This is a genomic window from Paenibacillus agaridevorans, assembly GCF_003112455.1.
GTDB lineage: Bacteria > Bacillota > Bacilli > Paenibacillales > Paenibacillaceae > Pristimantibacillus > Pristimantibacillus agaridevorans.
In genome coordinates this window covers 11,025-30,237 of record NZ_BDQX01000413.1, presented here as the reverse complement: position 1 = coordinate 30,237, position 19,213 = coordinate 11,025, and the positions used below count along the sequence as shown (strand labels likewise).

General features: G+C 52.7%; 14 protein-coding genes and 1 pseudogene. 8 read left to right on the top strand and 7 right to left on the bottom strand.

What is annotated here, in order from left to right:
• The 7 genes and pseudogenes from PAT3040_RS31825 to PAT3040_RS31795 form a co-directional block, all read left to right on the top strand.
• A pseudogene (locus PAT3040_RS31825) lies at positions 1–452 on the top strand (extracellular solute-binding protein); the annotation flags it as partial.
• Positions 453–570: 118 nt separating this feature from the next.
• Positions 571–4,074, top strand: a complete 3,504-nt coding sequence (locus tag PAT3040_RS31820) for a sugar-binding protein (protein WP_181376962.1) — start codon at positions 571–573, stop codon at positions 4,072–4,074.
• Positions 4,075–4,298: 224 nt separating this feature from the next.
• Positions 4,299–5,906: an extracellular solute-binding protein gene (locus tag PAT3040_RS31815; protein WP_108995841.1), complete on the top strand. Its 1,608-nt coding sequence runs from the start codon at positions 4,299–4,301 to the stop codon at positions 5,904–5,906.
• Positions 5,907–5,954: 48 nt separating this feature from the next.
• The gene (locus PAT3040_RS31810) at positions 5,955–8,255 is read left to right on the top strand and encodes a helix-turn-helix domain-containing protein (protein ID WP_181376961.1); all 2,301 of its coding nucleotides are present in this window, start codon (positions 5,955–5,957) and stop codon (positions 8,253–8,255) included.
• Between the two features lie 6 nt (positions 8,256–8,261).
• Positions 8,262–10,394, top strand: a complete 2,133-nt coding sequence (locus PAT3040_RS31805) for an alpha-L-rhamnosidase (RefSeq protein ID WP_108995839.1) — start codon at positions 8,262–8,264, stop codon at positions 10,392–10,394.
• Positions 10,395–10,414: 20 nt separating this feature from the next.
• The gene (locus PAT3040_RS31800; RefSeq protein WP_108995838.1) at positions 10,415–12,100 is read left to right on the top strand and encodes a DUF8769 domain-containing protein; all 1,686 of its coding nucleotides are present in this window, start codon (positions 10,415–10,417) and stop codon (positions 12,098–12,100) included.
• 102 nt (positions 12,101–12,202) lie between these two features.
• Positions 12,203–13,333, top strand: a complete 1,131-nt coding sequence (locus PAT3040_RS31795; protein ID WP_108995837.1) for a DNA alkylation repair protein — start codon at positions 12,203–12,205, stop codon at positions 13,331–13,333.
• Positions 13,334–13,408: 75 nt separating this feature from the next.
• Here the strand turns inward: PAT3040_RS31795 and PAT3040_RS31790 are convergent, their stop codons facing one another.
• The 6 genes from PAT3040_RS31790 to PAT3040_RS31770 form a co-directional block, all read right to left on the bottom strand.
• Complete coding sequence (locus PAT3040_RS31790) at positions 13,409–13,705, bottom strand: transposase (RefSeq protein WP_087572746.1); 297 nt, start codon at positions 13,703–13,705, stop codon at positions 13,409–13,411.
• A 66-nt stretch (positions 13,706–13,771) separates the two neighbouring features.
• Complete coding sequence (locus tag PAT3040_RS37720) at positions 13,772–13,915, bottom strand: hypothetical protein (protein ID WP_179216006.1); 144 nt, start codon at positions 13,913–13,915, stop codon at positions 13,772–13,774.
• Positions 13,916–14,021: 106 nt separating this feature from the next.
• Positions 14,022–14,345, bottom strand: coding sequence for a zinc ribbon domain-containing protein (locus PAT3040_RS31785; RefSeq protein WP_108995836.1), 324 nt, complete (start codon positions 14,343–14,345; stop codon positions 14,022–14,024).
• A 12-nt stretch (positions 14,346–14,357) separates the two neighbouring features.
• Positions 14,358–14,966, bottom strand: a complete 609-nt coding sequence (locus PAT3040_RS31780; RefSeq protein ID WP_108995835.1) for a TVP38/TMEM64 family protein — start codon at positions 14,964–14,966, stop codon at positions 14,358–14,360.
• Complete coding sequence (locus PAT3040_RS31775) at positions 14,963–16,138, bottom strand: MFS transporter (RefSeq protein ID WP_258235264.1); 1,176 nt, start codon at positions 16,136–16,138, stop codon at positions 14,963–14,965. Before PAT3040_RS31775 ends, PAT3040_RS31780 begins: the two co-directional genes overlap by 4 nt.
• A 20-nt stretch (positions 16,139–16,158) precedes the next feature.
• On the bottom strand, positions 16,159–17,370 hold the full coding sequence (locus PAT3040_RS31770) for an MGDG synthase family glycosyltransferase (protein ID WP_108995834.1): 1,212 nt from the start codon (positions 17,368–17,370) through the stop codon (positions 16,159–16,161).
• Positions 17,371–17,506: 136 nt separating this feature from the next.
• Between PAT3040_RS31770 and PAT3040_RS31765 the strand changes: the two genes are divergently transcribed.
• A complete protein-coding gene (locus PAT3040_RS31765) occupies positions 17,507–18,484 on the top strand; it encodes an aldo/keto reductase (protein WP_108995833.1) in 978 nt (325 codons plus the stop codon).
• An 84-nt stretch (positions 18,485–18,568) separates the two neighbouring features.
• Here the strand turns inward: PAT3040_RS31765 and PAT3040_RS39265 are convergent.
• Positions 18,569–19,213, bottom strand: a 645-nt coding sequence (locus PAT3040_RS39265; RefSeq protein ID WP_258235263.1) for a pyridoxal-phosphate dependent enzyme, incomplete at its 5' end; no start/stop codon positions are given.

Here is a 19,213-nt window from a genome sequence, read left to right as displayed (position 1 = left end):
TCAACGGAGAAGAGGGCGTTCATTACAAGGATGTTAGCGGAGTGGCCCAAATGCTAGATGCGGAGAAGTTCAAAAAAGAAGTGTCGTATGCGGGCGAGTATGCGGTTGTGCGGGATGCGAAGTTCTCGCCCGAGGATCTGCTGGTGAAGGCGGCGCCTGACGAGATTTCCCAGAGGCTGGCGGCATTGAGCCAGAAGGGACTGGAGACGGCGACTCGGAACAAGTTTCGCCGGGATATTCCGTATCAGCCGAACTTTACGGAGCTGAACGATATCCAGACGGCGTTGAAACCTTTTATCGAAGAGGTTCGCGCCAAGGTGACGATGCAGGGCAGCCAGTATACGTCGGCATGGGGGCTGGAGGAAATCCGCAAGGAATGGACGCGCCTGGGCGGAGAAGCAGTAGAAGTCAAGGCGCAGGAATGGTACGAAGCGAACAAAGCGAACTTCTAAATAAAGCGTAGAGATTGCAAGCTAACCGAGACAGGCCTCGACTTTCACGAAAAGATTTCAAGAAAGGCTGAGGCACTGTCTCTTCTTTCAAAACACAAAACTGAAAGGGGTATACATGATGTCTACGAGTAAGCGGAATGAAACAACGAGAACGGTTCGTTTAGCCATTTTTATAGTTATCTTTTTGTTATTTCAAGCCGTATTTCCTGCTGATCTTGTTGTAACTGCGCAAGCGGCTGCACCGAATTCGGTAGAATCTATCGTTTCTACTGAAAATCTCATTGCCAACGGAGGATTTGAATCAGGTCTATGGTCTCCCAGAGCGGGAGGAAGCATAGACACGGCTGTTAAGCATAACGGCAACCAGAGTGCGAGTATGACTGCAACCGCGACGACACAGTATCTGGGAAGCGCATTGATACCTGTAGAATCGAACATCATCTATGAGCTGTCGGCTTGGATCAAAACATCCGGCATCTCCGTTTCTGATTCAGCAAGTGTAAACGCTTTAATGGTTGATGCCAACATGAACGCAATAGGCTGGTACAATACGATGAAGCTGATTCGGACCGGAGGCAGTCAAGATTGGACGAAATATACGACGGAGCTGAGCCAATTTGCAGCTGGTACGGCCTATATTCGAATATATGTCAGGTTGGATGGCAATTCGAGCGGTTCTGTATGGTTTGATGACGTCGAGTTGAAGGTATCCGACAATATGCTGGTCAACGGCGGCTTTGAGTCGGGTCTATGGTCGCCCAGAGCAGGGGGGAGTCTGGATACGGCTGTTAAACGAAACGGCAACCAGAGTGCGAGCATGACGGCGGCCACGACCACACAGTATTGGGGAAGCGTGTTGATTCCTATACAATCCAACGAAGTTTATACGCTGTCTACTTGGATCAAAACATCCGGCATATCTGTTTCGGATGCCGCGAGTGTAAACGCTTTAGTGATTGATGCCAATATGAATTCTCTGGGTTGGCACGATACGATGAAGCTGATTCAGACCGGAGGCAGTCAGGATTGGACGGAGTATACGACAGAGCTAAGCCGATTTGCGGTTGGGGCGGCCTATATCCGCATATATGTCAGGTTGGATGCTAATGCGGGCGGCGACGTTTGGTTTGACGACATCGTATTCAAGCCAAAGGACTTCGTTATTGGCATCGATGGACCAACGGGTCATATTTTTTCGGCTAATGAACCGGCGATATTGAGTCTGACGCTGAAAAACTCCACAAACCAGATCAAAAATGTTCAAGTGGATTACGGCGTAAAGGATTCCGGCAATAACTTGATCGCAACCGGAAATTTTAATGCGGATGTGCCCGTGAGCGGGGTACTGGATCAAGATCTGGACTTCTCGGCTATCGATCGTTACGGCGTATATACTTTGGAGGTAACGGCAACAGGCGACAATGGCAATATTAACGAGCAGGAGAGCTTCCCATTCAGCAGGGCGCCGGCTCCGGGCGAAAGCTCTCCGAGCAGCGTGTTCGGCACTGCGATTCATCTGCTTAATAAAACCGATGCCAATTATGTAGACACGTATCTTACTCAGATCGCACAGACAGGAATCCAGTGGATCAGGGACGACGCGAGATGGACAGTCGCCGAAACGGTAAAAGGGCAGATTAGCATTCCACCCGCATGGGATATGTTTGTGGACACTGCATTGTCCAAAGGCATCAGTCCTTTGTTTATTGTCGATTACGGCAATCCGTTTTACGATGATGGCAAGGCGCCTTATACCGATGAAGGAATTGCAGCCTATGCCCGTTATGCGGGCGAGCTGGCAGAACACTTTCTAGGCAGGGTGGATCACTTTGAAATATGGAATGAATGGAATATCGGAGGAGGCAACCCGGATCGTCTTTCGCCGGAGGCGTACGCAAAAGTGCTTAAAGCGGCATATGCCGCCATCAAGGCGGTCAATCCCGATGCGATAGTCATAGGCGGCGCCACATCGGGGGCGGATGCAGGATGGATCAGCAGAGTATTGGCGGCAGGCGGATATGATGATATGGATGCCGTATCCGTTCATCCCTATACCTATCCGATCAACCCTGATGACGGTGGATTCGTAGCCAGTCTACAGTCGATCAAGAATCTGTTTCTGGCCTATGGCCCTGCCAAGCCGATATGGGTGACCGAGATAGGCTGGCCGACCAGCGAAAGTTTGACCAGAGGCGTAAGCGAGTTAACGTCGGGAGCTAATGTCGTTAAGACGTATACTTTGGCACTTGGCAGCGGCCTTGCAGATAAGGTTTTCTGGTATGATTTTAAGAATGACCCTAAACCGCCGACAAGTCTTGAAGGTCATTTCGGTCTGGTCAGAGGGGAGCACGAAGGTACGCCTTGGTCCGCGAAAGAGAACTATGTGGCTTATCGTTCGCTTACTAACATGCTTTCAGGATCGGAGTTTGTTCAAGCCTATGCCGCTGGCGATCAAGTCCAAGCTTATCGATTTTATCGCAATTCGGATCAAAAAGACGTGCTTGTGTTATGGAGCAAAGGCGATATCAAAAATCTCGCGTTAACTCTAGGTACTTCCACTGCGGCATCGTATGATTTGTTTGGCAATAGCAGCAGTGCAACCACTGATGGCAATGGCATCATAACGTTGCCGATCTCGGAAGTGCCTGTATATGTGGAAGGAAACTTCGCTCAGAATATAGAGGTCAAGGATCCTTATCAAGTCCGGGTAGACCCGCAATTGCTGGAAACGCCGCAAGGAAAACAATGGCATGTCAGCATTAGCATCGACAACAATATGAATACGGGAATATCCGGAGAGATCCAAATTATCGGTTCTTCGCCATGGGATCAAGGGAGTCAGAACAAAACGTTTGCCGCCGCGGCCAATCAAACGGCAACCGTAACCTATGCGTTTCCGGGAAATCCGGAGCCAAAGCTGTATGATTTGCAAATTCAAACCACATTAAACGGCGGAGTCAGCGCGGTTGTTGATCGGAGAATCAGCTTCCTCGCCGCGCAGCAAACTTCTACTGCGCCAATCATCGACGGAGTATTATCGCCGGGTGAATGGTCCGATGCGATGCCAATCCTCATCGATCAAACGTCACAGGTGCAGATGAGCAACTGGGGAGGAGTCAACGATCTAAGCGGCACGGGTTTTATCCAATGGGATGACGATTATTTCTATTATGCCGTTGCGATAAAGGATGATGTTCATGTTCAAGCCGATACGAATGGCGATATATGGAAAGGGGACAGCATACAGTTCACTATAGATCCCGGCAGAAAGTCGGGGGCGTCCAATCTCGGATATAATGAAATCGGTATTGCTTTGAACCCGAACACCTCCAATGTCGTTGTCTGGAGATGGACCGCCGCCTCGGGAGTTTCAAGCCTGAGCAACGCACAAGCTTCGGTCATTCGAGACGACAACAGCAATACGACCACTTATGAAATGGCGATTCCATGGGATGCGTTATTGCCGGCTGGCGTGACGGCAGCCCCAGGCTCGAATTTTGGATTTGCTATGCTCATCAATGACAATGACGGTTCCGGCAGACGCGGCTGGATGGAGTATATGGGCGGGATTGGCTCGGGCAAAGACCGCAGTGCTTTTGGGGATCTGCTGCTGGTCCCCTGATACGTCTATGACGTTCAAAGCTGCCGAAAGCACGAAATGGCATGCCGATCAAGGGCATATCCTCAAAAAATAGACACTTCCGCAAAAAGTAGAGATTTCGGATATTCATTGCAGCATGTTACCGTTAGAGTGGGTCTGACGCATATGCGCGGCAGTGGCCGATATCGCAGGCTCATCTCTGGCGGCCATGTATACTATACGGAATTCAGGAGGTCGGGCTACGAATGGAAACAAGACATAAGATGCTCACTGCCCTGACAACCGCCGCATGCCTGCTTGCGGGAACGGGGTTGACTGGCTGTTCGAATCCGGGAGCGGATGAACACTCGGCATTGCCCGGAAACGAGTCGTCCGCGACGGAAGCAGATCCGTATGCCGATCTGCCGAAAGCGGTCAGCATCTCCGCGTTCGACCGGGGAGCCGTATCCAGCGACGAGGGAACCTATGAAAACAATCGTTGGGTGAAGTGGATCCGGGAGCAGTCCGGAATTGACGTAACGATGGTGCCCGTGCCCCGCAACCAGGCTCAGGACAAGCTGAATGTGCTTATCGCCTCGAATCGGGCGCCGGATCTGATCTGGGATTACGATCGGGCTTATATCGGCAAGCTGATTACCCAAGGCGCGCTGCAGCCCGTGGACGCTTATATCGAGCAGTACAGCACATCCTACAAAACATATTTGCAGGAGCATCCCGAGCTGTTGCCTTACCTGACCTTCGATGGTCAAATGTATGCGGTCGCGAACGCTCGGACGACGGATGGCATCGCCAATCATGGTCTGTGGATCCGGCAAGATTGGTTGGATAAGCTGGGCCTCAAGACGCCGACAACGATGGACGAATTGATCGAAGTGGCGAAGGCATTCAAGGAACAGGATCCGGACGGCAACAAGCAGGACGATACAACGGCGTTGGTAGGCAGCACGGTCTTTGATACCTATGCGGCGATGAACGCGGCCATTGGAAATCAATGGTACCTCGAGGACGGCAGCATGAAGTACGGAGCCACGCTCGACCGGTTCGGGGATGCGATGGAGTTGGAGAAACAAATGTACGAAGCGGGGCTGGTGGACAAGGAATATTTGACGGACAAAAACTTTCAGAGGGCTATCCAACTGTGGACGACGGGCAAAGCGGGCATCTTCGCCGGTAGTTGGGGCGGCAGCGCGATGGAGAACCACATCCGGAATATGCTAAAGAACGAGCCGGAAGCCAATCCGGTACCGCTTGAGCCCGTGTCCACCAAAAACGGAAAATTCGGTCTGTACCAAGAAACGCCGCCTAATATTTTCGTAGCCTTCAATAAGGAAATGAAAAACCCGAAGGCCGCGGTCGAATATTTGGATTGGATGGTAGATGAGGGATGGAAGTCGCTGGTCAACGGAGAAGAGGGCGTTCATTACAAGGATGTTAGCGGAGTGGCCCAAATGCTAGATGCGGAAAAGTACAAAAAGGAAGTGTCGTATGCGGGCGAATATGCGGTTGTGCGGGATGCGAAGTTCTCGCCCGAGGATCTGCTGGTGAAGGCGGCGCCTGACGAGATTTCCCAGAGGCTGGCGGCATTGAGCCAGAAGGGACTGGAGACGGCGACTCGGAACAAGTTTCGCCGGGATATTCCGTATCAGCCGAACTTTACGGAGCTGAACGATATCCAGACGGCGTTGAAACCTTTTATCGAGGTGATTCGCGCCAAGGTGACGATGCAGGGCAGCCAGTATACGTCGGCATGGGGGCTGGAGGAAATTCGCAAGGAATGGACGCGCCTGGGCGGGGAAGACGTAGAGGCCATGGCTCAGGAATGGTACGAGGGGAACAAAACCGACTTTAAATAGCAACCGCACGAAAGGAACGGGACAATGAAGAGTGTGCAGAGCCGATGGATGAAAAAAATAATTACAGGTCTGATCATGTTCCTGTTCCTGATCGTAACCGTGTCGGCCGTGTTGTTTTATTTTATTTTCACCAATGATCTGAAGGACCAGCTCGTCAGAACAAATGTGGAGCTCCTGGATCATATGGAGCAGAAGCTGGATTTGGTGCTGAAGAGCATCGACAACGAAGCCATCCAGCTGGTTCAATACGATGAAATCAAAACGTTTTTTGACGATAGTATGCCCCAAGGGGAACGAACCGAAAACGATTATCGGATCGGCAGTCACATCGACAGACTAATCCGCAGCAATGAATATCTGTTCTCCGTAGACATCTACTCTTATTCCCAGGACAGGCTGGTGTCGGGAGATATCTTGACGGAGGAGATGAGGCTCAAGGATTACGCCTGGATCGGACAGTTCGCCCAATTCGACGGTTATTCCAACTGGTTAGCAAGTCGCAAGCTGTTGATCAGCAATTCCAACTTTCCAATTTATCGTAATGTGGTGTCGTTCGTTCGGACTTATCCGCTGATTCATTCCACGGGCGCAAGGAAGGGAGCCATCGCTTTTAATTTGAAGGAAGAGATGCTGCTGCCTCTGATCCATCACGAGGGGGATGCTCAAGGCCTGAATCTTGTGCTGGACAAAGGGGGGCTGGTAGTGCTCCATCCCGACGAGTCCAAGCTGGGGGAGAACATGGGCTCCACGCCTTTCGTGGCGCAGATGGCCTCGGAGGGTAAGAGCGTAGGCTACTTCCATGCCAAGGTTGAGAACAAAGATTCTATCGTCTTCTACAAGGTGAATCCGTATACCGGATGGAGAATTACGAGAATCGTCTCGGAGATCGAGCTCAACAAACCGTTGACTGTGATTCGCAATACGCTGGTCGTTCTGTCCGGATTGATCTTGTTAACGGCGGCTGTTCTGGCTCTTGCCGTAGGCAGATGGACATTTAAGCCGCTGAACCGATTCCTGGGAACGATCTCCTCCAGATTGAATGCCGTATCTCCTGGGCACACAGGGGAAGCGGGAGGAGACGGATTTCGAATATTGGAGTCCCGGTTCGAGGATTTCCTGGTCAACAGCGAGCAGTTGCAGCAGCAGGTCCGAGAGACAAAGCCGATTCTAAAATGGCAGCTGGTCATAGAGCTGCTGTCCGATTCCAAGATCAATATCTCCAATACAAGGCAGCACATGGGTATGTTGGGGATTCAGCTGGATATGAACCGGTTTGTCGTGATGGTGGCGGAATTTGATCAGCGTAACGAAAGTTTGACCGCCCAAGATACGCATCTGTACAATTACGCGCTATGCAATGTAGCCGAGGAGTTGATCCAGGCGGAAGGCAAAGGCGTGGCTATTGAATTGGAAAACGGCTGCTGCGCTATACTGATGAGCTTTCAGGATAGCGGCGTGGAAGCCGAACTTCGAGCCAGCGTTGTGGCGGATTTGATCAAAAATTATGTCGCTGAAAACTTCAAGCGCACGGTCACGATCGGCGTGGGCGGTCTGGCGGAAGCGGCGGGGGAGATCAGTCAGTCCTTCAAACAAGCATGCGACGTATTGGCTTATCGGTTGATACTGGGCTCGAATATGGTGATCACCCGGGATGATGTGCAAAGTGACGAGTCCGCCCAATATTACAGGTTGGTAGCGATGACGGACGGGATGATGGATTCATTGAAGCTCTTGGACGGGGAGAAGCTGAAGGCGCAGACGGACCGCTGGTTCGAGGCCTTTACCCAATACGGAGTGCCTCCGGAGATGATTCGCCAACTGAATCTGCAATGTTTGATGAAGGCTGCCGTAGTGGCAGGGGAAGCGGGCATCGAGCCGGAGCAATTCCGCATGCCGCAGGAAATGAGAGATGCCCTGAATCAATACGACAGTTTGGATGAGATGAAAGGTTTCTTTTTGACCATGCTTCGAGAGTACATGGATCTGATTCGGACAAAACGCGGCAAACGGGAGAAAAGCGATCTGATCGTCAAGGTGCTGGACTACATTAACAAGGATTTCGGCAGAGCCGACCTGTCGCTGAATTTGTTGGCCGACGAATTGCGCGTGAGCGTATCTCACTTGAGCAGGCTGTTCAAGGAGCAGACGGAAAGCAACTTTATTGATTACCTGATGAATCTGCGAATCAATCAAGCCAAGCGGCTGTTGATGGAAACCGATGAGAAAATCAAGGTGATTGCGGAATCCGTCGGTTACAGCAATGTCAATACGTTTATTCGCATCTTCAAGAAGCTTACGGCGCTCACCCCTTCGGAGTACCGGGAGCAGAGGCAGGAGCAGCAGGAGTGATTCTCGATGAAAGAAAGTGAAGCAATGAATGTCAACCAAGCATGGAAAGCAAAATGGATTACGCATACCGGATGTCCCGATCATGCAGCGCCTGTCTTCAGAAAAAAGTTTCAAATGCCTGGCGGCATTAAAAAAGCGCAAATTCGTATATGCGGACTAGGCTTCTATGTGTTGAACATAAATGGACGACGTGTCGGCGACGATATTATGCAGCCTGCGTTTACCGCTTACGACAAAACGGTCTTGTTTAACGTTTACGAGGTGGACAACTACTTGGCAGAAGGGGGCAATGAGCTCGAGGTTACATTGGGCAACGGCTGGTATAATGAATTACAGCCTTCGGCATGGCAGTTCGAACACTCGGCATGGCGCGCACAGCCGAGATTGATTGCGGAATTGTACATGGATGGGCAACTGTTTCTGATGTCGGACACAACGTGGGAATGCGCTCAGAGCGGTACTCGTTTTAACTCCCTGCGGTGCGGCGAAACGTTCGATGCGGGATTTAAGATCGATAGATGGGAGAAACCCTCCATTGCGCCCGCGCCTGGCGGCGTGATGAAAGAGCAGCAGATTTCTCCTATACGGGTTAGGGAGCTCATTAAGCCCGTGGCTATTGTGCCGAGCCCATTGCCTGTCATCTATGATTTCGGCGTCAATCTTTCGGGAAATGTAGAAATTAAAGTAACCGGACGGCAAGGCAGCAAAGTGACGATTCAGTATTTCGAGCTGTTGAGATCTACGGCGACTCCGGACCTGGAAAGATATAAACAACATGTTTATGATGACAGATTTCAATGCGACGAATATATCTTATCGGGCGAGGGAGTCGAGACCTGGCATAGCGAGTTCAATTACAACGGCTTCCGTTATGCAAGAGTCTATGGAGAGTATGAGTCGCTCGAGGTTGTCGCTCGTTGTTTCCATACCGATCTATCCGATGCAGGGGGCATTCAATGCGACAATCCCCTCGTTGCGAAAATTCAGGCAGCCGTGCGCCGGTCTACTTTGACTAATTTTCATCATATTCCAACCGATTGTCCGCACCGCGAAAAAAACGGCTGGACCGGAGATGCGCATTTGGCTTGCGAACAAGCGCTGTTCAACTTTCAAATGGGTGAAGCCTATTTCAAATGGCTGGATGATATTGTAGATTGCCAACGTCCAAGCGGCCGTATTCCTTGCATCGCTCCGACAAGCAGTTGGGGATATGATCACATGTTGTGCGGGCCTACATGGGATGCCGCTTTATTCGTTATTCCCTGGGAGTTGTATCGATACACGGGGAAGGTCGAATATATACGCAGGTACTATGAGCCAATGGGAAAATATATCGGCTATCTGCAATCCATTCTCGACAATGGCATTTGCCGGATCGGTCTAGGCGACTGGTCTGCTCCTTCGGTTGCGCCAGCATTCCCGGTAGAATCGCTGCTTACCGCCTATTCTTATTACATGGCGGATATTTTCCGGAAGATATCCGGGATTCTGCACGAGGAAGAAAGCGAGCTACAGGCCGCAGAGCTTTCGAATGATATAAAATCAGCATTTATAAAGCAATTTGCCGCTATTCAGACGGACAGTCAGATTTTTTATGCAATGATGCTTTATTTTGGCCTTGCAGAGGACGTGTCAGCAACGCTGGATAACCTGATCAGAACAGTGGAATTAGCGGATGATCATATTATGGGAGGCATGTTTTGCTCGAAAATGCTTTTGGATGTACTTACAAACAATGGCCGGTTTGACCTTGCCTATAAAATTGCCTCACAAGAGGATTTTCCGGGCTGGGGGCACCTGGCAGGCTTATGCGCGGGAACGTTGGGCGAGAACTGGTACGGCGGTTCATCGATGAATCATTTTATGTTCGCCGAAATTGGCGCGTGGTATTACAAGGCGCTCGCAGGATTCAATATTGACGACAACAACCCGGGATTTAAGCACGTCAGATTAACCCCCCATATCCCGGCGGACATCGGCGAGTTCCGAGCATGGCATCAAACCCCTTACGGAAGATTGGAAATTTCGTGGGATCGGGAATATATAAACGTTATTCTTCCGCAAGGGGTATCTGCTACGTTCGGGCATGGGGATGCGACAAGGAAGCTTTCTGCAGGTGAATATCGCATTAAAAGATAAAGGAGAAGGAGAGATCGATCATGCGCAGTGCCGAACTGGCGGCCAGGATTAAAGAAACGGAAACAAACTATGACGCTCAGGCCAAGCTCGTCCGCACTCCGCTGACGGCAACTTATCATACTGCGCTGAAGCCGGATGCGCATCCTTTTGTCTACGCGTTGTATCCGTCTACTTGTTATGCGTATGATTTGCTTCAGTATGGGGGCGAGGACTATACACGGAAAGCTGCTGCCATTCTGGAGGTAGTGATGTCCTGTCAGGATCAGGATTCGACACGGGCGACTTATGGGATTTGGCCGTACTTCTATGAGGAAACGTTAGATGAGATGGATCGACCCGACTGGAATATGGCCGACTTTCACGGCAAGAAGCTGCTGATGATTCTAAAAAATAATGCGCAGCTCCTTCCGCAACCGCTTCTGTCGAAACTCCGAGACGCTGTGTATCACGCTTGCAGGGCTATCATGATTCGGGATGTTGGGCCTCATTATACGAATATTGCCATCATGGGAGCGGTGGTGACGCTTCTTGGCGGCGAAGTGCTGGGGAAAGAAGAATTTAGAAGTTATGGAGAGCAGCGTCTCAGAAGGTTTCATGCGTATACAACGGGGATTGGCACCTTCTCGGAATACAACAGCCCGTGCTATACGCCTATTGCGATTGAAGAACTGCAGGTCATTTATTCGCAATCGAGCTCGGCAGAGGCCGTGGAGATTGCCGGGCAACTGCTGGACATTGCGTGGTTTATGATCGGGAGGCATTATCATGCGGCGACGGGTGCATGGGGAGGACCGCATAGCCGGACGTACAGAACGGCGCTTCGCCCTATTGAACGGGAGTTTCTGGCAAACGGACTGGCGATAGAATCATCCGGTCCCCGTTGTCCCGAGAAGTATCGTTCCTTATTCGACTCATCGGAGGAGCGTTATTATACAGAGCCGACGGTGCTTGCGGTGGAGACCGGCTATCAAAATTATGCAACCACCTATCAGAATGAGGCACTGACGCTGGGCAGTTTCAGCAGCGGAAGCATGTGGAACCAGCGACGCAATTTGATCGGCTACGTCAACGCCGGTGACGGGAAGGTCGTGTCGGTCCAGCTGCAGTTTCTAAAGGACGGCAAGGACTTCTGCTCCGCCATATTTACCGGTGTGCAGTCGCGCAAGCAAGTGTTGTTCAGCTTTAACCTGGCGACGGATAATGGAGCCTGGCATCAGGATCTCGATATCATTAACGGCAGATTCAGAGCCGAGGATCTACGCATTCGATTGCTAATTGGGGGCGACGCCGCAGCGCTGGATATACCTGTCGTTCAAGATGGCGCGCGACTCGCGGCGCAGCTCGGAGCAACGGCCCTGCAAGTGGAAGCGGTGCTGGACAACTCTGGGTACGGCCCGCTCTCCGCCCAAGCGGAGCGTACGGCTGACGGGGTAAACCTCGATTATGTAATTGCGTCGGGAGAGGAGCGGGAATTTGATTTCCACGCACTGGATAAGGCCGTATGGATCTTTATACTTTCGCTGGGAGAAGAACAGGCATTGCCTGCTGTCACGCTTAAGCCGGACGGAATGTGGTTGACCGCTTCGGTTCGGAAGGGGGATGATTCGATGGCGATCACCGTACCGGTGGTTCCGCGCAAGACCAAAGAACTGTATCGGGACAATCGAATTCAAATGCCCGAGGCGCTCAAACAACAGCTATCCTAAACTCGAGCCGCATTCGTCCTTTCGAACGCGAACGTATGTATGGTATACTGGATCGGAACGTATGATCCCTTATGCATAGGGAGAAATAGGAGCTGAAAAGTCATGGCGGAACCATTAAAACATATATATGACGGCCTGTTTCTCGAAGGATTTGCAAAACGCATGAAGGATGCGTGGCTACCCTTCGATAGTGATCGATTCCTCAGGCAAACTCGCCAAGGGGACTGGGAGAGCTTGGAGTTGAAAGCAAGAATGCGTCGAATAACGGAGTCTCTGGGAGAAGCGCTGCCGACTAATTACCGCGAGGCGCTGGATGTCCTGTATTTGGTGGACGAGGCCTGCACGGGCTTTCCTTACCTGTTTTTCCCCGATTTTGTAGAAGTGTTCGGAAGGAAGGAGGAGGACTTCCCTCATTCGATGGAGGCGCTGGAGAGATTTACGCAGCGATCCTCGGCCGAATTCGCCGTCAGGCCGTTCATCCTTGATCATCCACAGGAGATGGTAAGGCAGCTGCTGATCTGGGCTGAGCATCCGAGCGAGCATGTGAGACGTCTCGCCAGCGAAGGTTCGCGTCCAAGGTTGCCATGGGCTCCTGCTTTGCCGATGTTCAAGCGGGATCCTTTACCGGTTATGCCCGTGCTGGAGAAGCTTAAAGCAGATCCGGCGCTGTATGTGCGCAAGAGCGTTGCGAACCATCTAAATGATATTGCGAAGGACCATCCGGAGCTTGTTATTGCCACGGCCAAGCGCTGGAAGGGACATAACCCGCTTACGGACTGGATTGTTCGGCATGCTTGCAGAACGTTAATCAAGCGCGCTGATCCGGACATTATGGAGCTGTTCGGCTATACGGAAGCGGGAATGGTCGGCGGTCGCCTTATTACGGACGCTTCCCTTACGCTATCGGAGGAGAGTATAGTACTCGGCGGAGAGGTCCAGCTCCGATATGCATTCACGACCGCGGAGAGGGAAGAGGGCAGCGAGCCTCTTAAACTGCGAGTGGAATACGGCATCGACTTCGTGAAGTCGAGCGGCAGCACGTCGCTCAAGCGGTTTCTGTTATCCGATCGGGAATGGCAAGGCGGCAAGCGGGTTGAAGGAGAGCGTACGCATCGGTTCGCCGATCTGACCACACGCAAGCATTACGCCGGCAATCATGTGTTCACGTTATGGGTTAACGGGATCGAAGTCGCGAGGAGCAAACTGCAGGTGGATGCCGGAGAGGTTGGCTGATGGGCATTAGCCAATTTATCGAACAAAAGACAGAAATGGCGGTGCAGGGAGCTCCCTGGCAGCGCCATTTCGTGTTTATTCCTGATCCTTATTGCTGCCTTTATGCCGTCTCGGATGCTGCATGTGCGCTTCGGGATCATCGTCGTCATCATGCGGCACAAGGCGGGGATCCGTCCGTCCTTCATGATGGTTATCGAACTCAAGCTCCACTTGCTTCCACTCCGTCGTGCCCAACATAGGATCGGCGGGGAAAACGTCGCCTCGCTCCAACCGCTCGTCGCGTCCCCACTCGTTGCGGTAAACGCCGTCGGCTTCTACGTGCTCGCCGGAGATCGGCTCCATTCGGTGCTGCTCCTTATCTTCCTTGCTCATGATGCCCAATTCCTCCTATGGTACAGGTTGGAGTGCTGCCCGTGCTGTTCGCCGCGATTGCAGAGACTATAAGCCGTGCTTGGGTACGGCGGCGCGGTCAGCGTCGGATTGCAGCTCGCTGGCGCGCTTCTTGCCTGCCGCGCCGCGGTCCGCCATCGATTGCGCTTTGCTGGCCGCTTTCTGAAGATGTGATGGTTGCTTGCCGGACATAAAAATCGCCCCTTCTTCTTCAGGAAATATGATCTCCCAAGGAAGATCGGCCTTAGTTTGCCACGGAAGGAAACAATGTATGAGTACCGGAGAGGAATCGGCGGGATTACAGCAGTCTAAGCTCGCAGGAAGGACAGTTGACATCGTTTTCGGTTACTTCCTCGCCGCAAGCGGGACAAGGTTCGCGGAAGGGAAGCTGCGTCGATGCGCCAGCAAGCCTGCTTCCACCGCTTGAACCTTCGCCCGAGGCGGAATCGTCTCCGCCCCGCAGATGGGCCGGCGTGCCGAACAACGTCTCGACCATGTCCCGAATCGTCTTAGAGCCCTCTGATTCCCCCGAAGCGACGCGAACGATGTAGAACATCGCGAGGATAAGCGCGCCTGCGATAAGAAGCACAAATGTCGTGGCTGCAATGTCGGCCCAATTCATTGCTTCACCTGCTTAACCGTGAACCTGATAACGGCTCTCCAGACTTTTGCCTCCGAACCACATGACTAGCACAGCTGTAACAGAGACGAAGATCCGCCAAGGCTCCTCGACGAGATTGGCTATGTCGAAGCTGATGATCGAGATGCAGAAGATCATGACAGCCTTACCCATCAGGGTGGCAAGAAGGAAAGTATGGAAGGGCACCTTGCTGAGACCGGAAATCACGGTAATGATAACGGAAGGCGTGAACGGGAAGCAGGCAAGCAAAAATAAAGGAGTGAAACCTTTGCGCTCGATCCAATTGAAGAATCGTTCGGACTTGGGGAATCTTCTCATCAGCTTATCTTTGACGTTCTTGCCAAGCGTGCGGCAAATCAGGAAGACGCACAATGCTCCTGCGGTCACGCCTATCCAGGAGAACAGGAAGCCGAAGCCCAGTCCGTAAATATTGGCGTTTGCCGCGATAATCAGAATAAGCGGCAGGAACGGCAAGAAGGATTCAATAAACGGGAGAAGAAGGCCGGGCAGCGGCCCGAATTGCGAATAACTTTCGAGCGTGCGCTGTATGCTGTCGATATCCATGTTTTTGAGATGATTTAACCAGTCTTGCCATGTACTCATGATTTAGCCCCAATCCCCTTCAATGAAGCATAGAATATTCCGATGAACGCGAAAATGACGGCGCTTGTCCAGAACACGGCCGACTCGCCGCCCCATAAGGCAAGCACGCCGCCGACCACGGGGCCGATCATGACGCCAACCCCTTCGAACGTGGACAAGAGCCCCCAGCCTACGCCCTCTTGCTTAGGAGGTACGTAAGTGGCCAGCAATGCGTTCCAAGTCGGCAGAATCGTCGAATACGACAAGCCGAGGATGATCGCAATACCTAAACAATACCAGAACGTAAGCCCCAATGCCAAGACGTACAACCCGATAGCGAAGGCGCCAAAGCCTATGACCAGGAACCAGCGTCCTCCGCCAAGCTTATCGGACAGCTTGCCCATCGGGATGAGACCGGCCACGGCAAACAATCCACCGACGGTAAGCAGAATGGAGTATTGAGCGCCGCTCAAACCAAGCTCGTCCGCCGCGAAGCCCGGCAGGATGGGGATCAGCATGCTGGCGGCCATCGTCTGCAAAATCATGCCTGGCAGCAGCAGCTTCATCTTGACCAGCCGTTCCTTGAGCACGGCAACTTGCCTTCCCAGCGGAATTCGGGTCGTGCCGGTGAGCGCCTTCTGCGTGGGCATAAAGAAGGAGAGCAGGCAAGCCAGCACGGAAAGAAGGACGAGCAGCAAGTAGGTGAGGGACGAGCTGTAGTCGAGCAAAATATTACACACGATCGGGCCGCTGCCAAGACCGAACAGCCAGATGGTATAGAGGAAGCCCATCTGCGTAGCGCGATGCTCCTCCGTCACTTTGGTCAAGCAGACGATCCAGATGGGCGACATGCCAATGCCATAGACTGCGGAAGCGCCAATGAACATCCATGCAACATCCGCGAATTGCAGCGCATAGACGCCCGCAAGCGCGATGATCAGACTGACCTGAACAATAAGCCGCGCGGAGAAGCGGTCGAGCAGGTAACCGATCGCAATCTTAAGAATCGTATCCGTAATATAGTGAGCGGAGATGGCCGCTCCGATAACGTCGGGCGAGAGGCCCAGCGAATTCGCTCCATAGATGGGCAGCAAGCTGACGAGCACGGCTCCCCGGACAAATTCCACGATAAACATAACGAGCGAGATGAGGCTCATTTCCGCCCCGAACCAACGTTTGGATTGTGTAGGCACGTTTCGAGCTCCTTTGCCAGTTAGAAGATTGAAATACGTTCCATTATACCCCTATTGGTTATTATATCCAAAATAATGGATTCCGCTGCATTCGCTGTCATCGTTGAATAACGTTCGCCGGACTGCATAGTCTCATGGAGCGGTGCGCGAAGTTTCATGATATTGTGGCGGCAGGCGCCCAGTTTTTCCGGATCGTGAATCAACGCCCGAAGCTGGTCGGTTAGGGAGCTGGCGTCATAGGACACGAATGCGGCCCCTTTCGATGCGAGATAACGTGCATTCTGCTTCTCCTGGCCCGGAACGGGGCGATAGATGAAGGTTGGGAGTCCGATCGCGATCGCTTCGGCAAGCGTAATGCCGCCGGGCTTCGTAATCAAGCAATCCGCAAGCGACATTAGCTCATGTATAGCAAGTTGGAAGCCGTACGCATGCAGCCTTGAACCAGAGTCATGCCCCGTGACTCGCATTAGCAAGTCTGCGCGAAGTTCTTCGTTCCTGCCGCAGACGACAGCCAATTGAATGGCAGGGTCCTCAAGAAGACTTTCGCAAAGCGCGGGGACGTTCGGCATAACGCCTTGGGCGCCAGCCATAATCAGCACGGTTCGCATGGAGGGAGACAGCCCATACTTCCGGTAGAGCTCAGGCGTAGCCTCGGCAGCCGCGAAGCCCTGCTTGAGGGGGATGCCGCTGACTCGCACTTTCCGCTTTGGAATGCCGATTCCGCGCAGCTCGCTTCGGAGATCCTCCGTAGCTACGTAATAACGGTCGACGACGGGGTGAACCCATCTCCGGTGCAGGTCGAAGTCGGTAATGACGGCGTAGGAAGGGATCTGGCGAGTGCTCCGCCCTTGGCGCGAGGATCCCATTGCATAGATGGGGAATGTATAAATAACCGCATCCGGACGTTCTTGGTCCAACAGCTGGCGAATCTTATGTTGACCGAAAGAGTGAAGCCAGCTGCCGAACAACGAATCGTGTTTCATCGGCTTCGTGAAGTTGTACATCCAGCCGTAAAGATGCGGCATATGCGTGTAGCTGCTCTGGTAGAAGCGGCGCGTCACTCCGTTTAGCCACGGATGGGATTCCGCCATCAGATCGTAGAGAACCGTGCGATCGTTGCCGAACTGCTCCATGGCGTTTTTCAGCGCCTTTGCCGCCTGGATATGTCCTTCTCCGTAAGAGGCGTACAGAATCAAAATTTTTGGTTGACGGTAATGAGCTGGATAAAGCATGGACACACCTCCTAACCCCAAGTGTAGGGGTCGACTGTAAAGCCCGAGTGAACGCGGTTTGGATCCTTTATATTTTTTTTGTATACTTGGATTAATATCCACGAATTTATCATTTATGGCGAAGGAGCGATTATGAATGCAATATGCTTATCTGGGCCGATCGGGATTGCGGGTTAGCCGACTATGTCTGGGCACGATGAATTTCGGGGTCGATACCGACGAGCAGGAAGCTTTCAAGATCATGGACGCCGCGCTTGATGCGGGAATCAACTTCTTCGATACGGCTAACATCTATGGCTGGGGGAAGAATTCCGGCCGCACGGAAGAGATCATCGGCAAGTGGTTCAAGCGGGGGGACGGCAGACGGGAGCGCACGGTACTAGCTACTAAAGTGTATGGCGACATGCATGACGCATATGACGGACCTAACCGAGACCAAGGATTGTCCGCCTACAAAATCAGGCGTCATCTCGAAGGTTCTTTGAAGCGTCTGCAGACTGACCACATCGAGCTGTACCAGATGCATCATGTCGATCGTAACGTCAACTGGAGCGAATTGTGGAGCGCGTTCGGAACGGCCCAGCAGCAAGGGAAGATCGGTTATGTCGGTTCCAGCAACTTTGCCGGATGGGACATTGCGGTTGCGCAAGGAGAAGCAAAGGCAAGGGGCGTGCTGGGTCTTGTCTCGGAACAGCACAAATACAATCTGCTGTGCCGACTGCCGGAGCTGGAAGTGCTGCCGGCATCGCAAGCGCTGGGACTTGGCGTCATTCCGTGGAGCCCGTTGGACGGGGGATTGCTCGCGGGCAACCATCGTCGCAAGGACGGCGGACGCCGGAGCGGGGATCAAAAGCGGCTGGACAAGCATGGCGAGCAGTTGGAAGCCTACGCGCAGCTGTGCGACGAGCTTGGCGAGCCGGAAGATCTGGTGTCGCTTGCCTGGCTGCTCTCTAACCCGGCCGTAACGGCGCCGATCATCGGCGTTCGGACGCTTAATCAATTCGAGCGTTCGCTGCGGGCCGTGGAGTTGGAGTTGGACGCATCGACGCTGGCCCGAATCGACGAGATTTTCCCTGGCCCGGGCGGGGACGCTCCGAAGGCTTACGCCTGGTAATAGCTTATAGCAAAAAAAGCTGCAACCCTCGCATCATGGGAAGATGTCGAGTTGCAGCCCTCTTGCATAATGCCGGGATAATCGTTAGATGAGCAGATTAAACAGAACCGGATCCTTGTTCAGCTCGAAAAATTGGAAGCCTTTCTTGGCCATCCTGTCGATGAGCGGCTCATAGTCTTCGCGATGCTTGAGCTCGATTCCCACCAATGCCGGACCGTTGTCCTTGTTCGACTTCTTCGTATACTCGAAGCGGGTAATATCGTCGTTTGGACCGAGCACCTGATCCAGAAACTCTCGCAAAGCTCCTGCGCGCTGCGGGAAGCTGACCATGAAATAATGTTTGTATCCTTCGTAGATAAGCGAACGTTCCTTGATCTCTTGCATGCGGTCGACGTCGTTATTGCCGCCGCTGACGACGCAGACAACGTTTTTGCCCGCAATCTGGTCGCGGTAAGCGTCAAGCGCCGCGATTGGCAGAGCTCCGGCGGGCTCGGCGACGATCGCGTTCTCGTTATACAGATCCAGCATCGTCGTACAAACTTTGCCTTCCGGAACCGTGATGACATCGTCGACCAGATCGCGGCAAATGGCGAAGGTCAGGTCGCCGATTCGCTTTACGGCTGCGCCGTCCACGAACTTGTCGATTTGCTCCAACGGGACGACCTCTCCTGCATCAAGCGACGCGCGAAGGGAGGGGGCTCCTTCCGGTTCAACGCCTATAATCTGGGT

What these genes read in the sequence shown, in the direction of transcription:
- PAT3040_RS31800 (WP_108995838.1), top strand. Translation starts at nt 10,415, where the DNA reads ATGCGCAGTGCCGAACTGGCGGCCAGGATTAAAGAAACGGAAACAAAC.
- PAT3040_RS31820 (WP_181376962.1), top strand. Translation starts at nt 571, where the DNA reads ATGTCTACGAGTAAGCGGAATGAAACAACGAGAACGGTTCGTTTAGCC.
- PAT3040_RS31780 (WP_108995835.1), bottom strand. Translation starts at nt 14,966, where the DNA reads ATGAGTACATGGCAAGACTGGTTAAATCATCTCAAAAACATGGATATC.
- PAT3040_RS37720 (WP_179216006.1), bottom strand. Translation starts at nt 13,915, where the DNA reads ATGTCCGGCAAGCAACCATCACATCTTCAGAAAGCGGCCAGCAAAGCG.
- PAT3040_RS31795 (WP_108995837.1), top strand. Translation starts at nt 12,203, where the DNA reads ATGGCGGAACCATTAAAACATATATATGACGGCCTGTTTCTCGAAGGA.
- PAT3040_RS31765 (WP_108995833.1), top strand. Translation starts at nt 17,507, where the DNA reads ATGCAATATGCTTATCTGGGCCGATCGGGATTGCGGGTTAGCCGACTA.
- PAT3040_RS31770 (WP_108995834.1), bottom strand. Translation starts at nt 17,370, where the DNA reads ATGCTTTATCCAGCTCATTACCGTCAACCAAAAATTTTGATTCTGTAC.
- PAT3040_RS31785 (WP_108995836.1), bottom strand. Translation starts at nt 14,345, where the DNA reads ATGAATTGGGCCGACATTGCAGCCACGACATTTGTGCTTCTTATCGCA.
- PAT3040_RS31815 (WP_108995841.1), top strand. Translation starts at nt 4,299, where the DNA reads ATGGAAACAAGACATAAGATGCTCACTGCCCTGACAACCGCCGCATGC.
- PAT3040_RS31805 (WP_108995839.1), top strand. Translation starts at nt 8,262, where the DNA reads ATGAAAGAAAGTGAAGCAATGAATGTCAACCAAGCATGGAAAGCAAAA.
- PAT3040_RS31790 (WP_087572746.1), bottom strand. Translation starts at nt 13,705, where the DNA reads ATGAGCAAGGAAGATAAGGAGCAGCACCGAATGGAGCCGATCTCCGGC.
- PAT3040_RS31810 (WP_181376961.1), top strand. Translation starts at nt 5,955, where the DNA reads ATGAAAAAAATAATTACAGGTCTGATCATGTTCCTGTTCCTGATCGTA.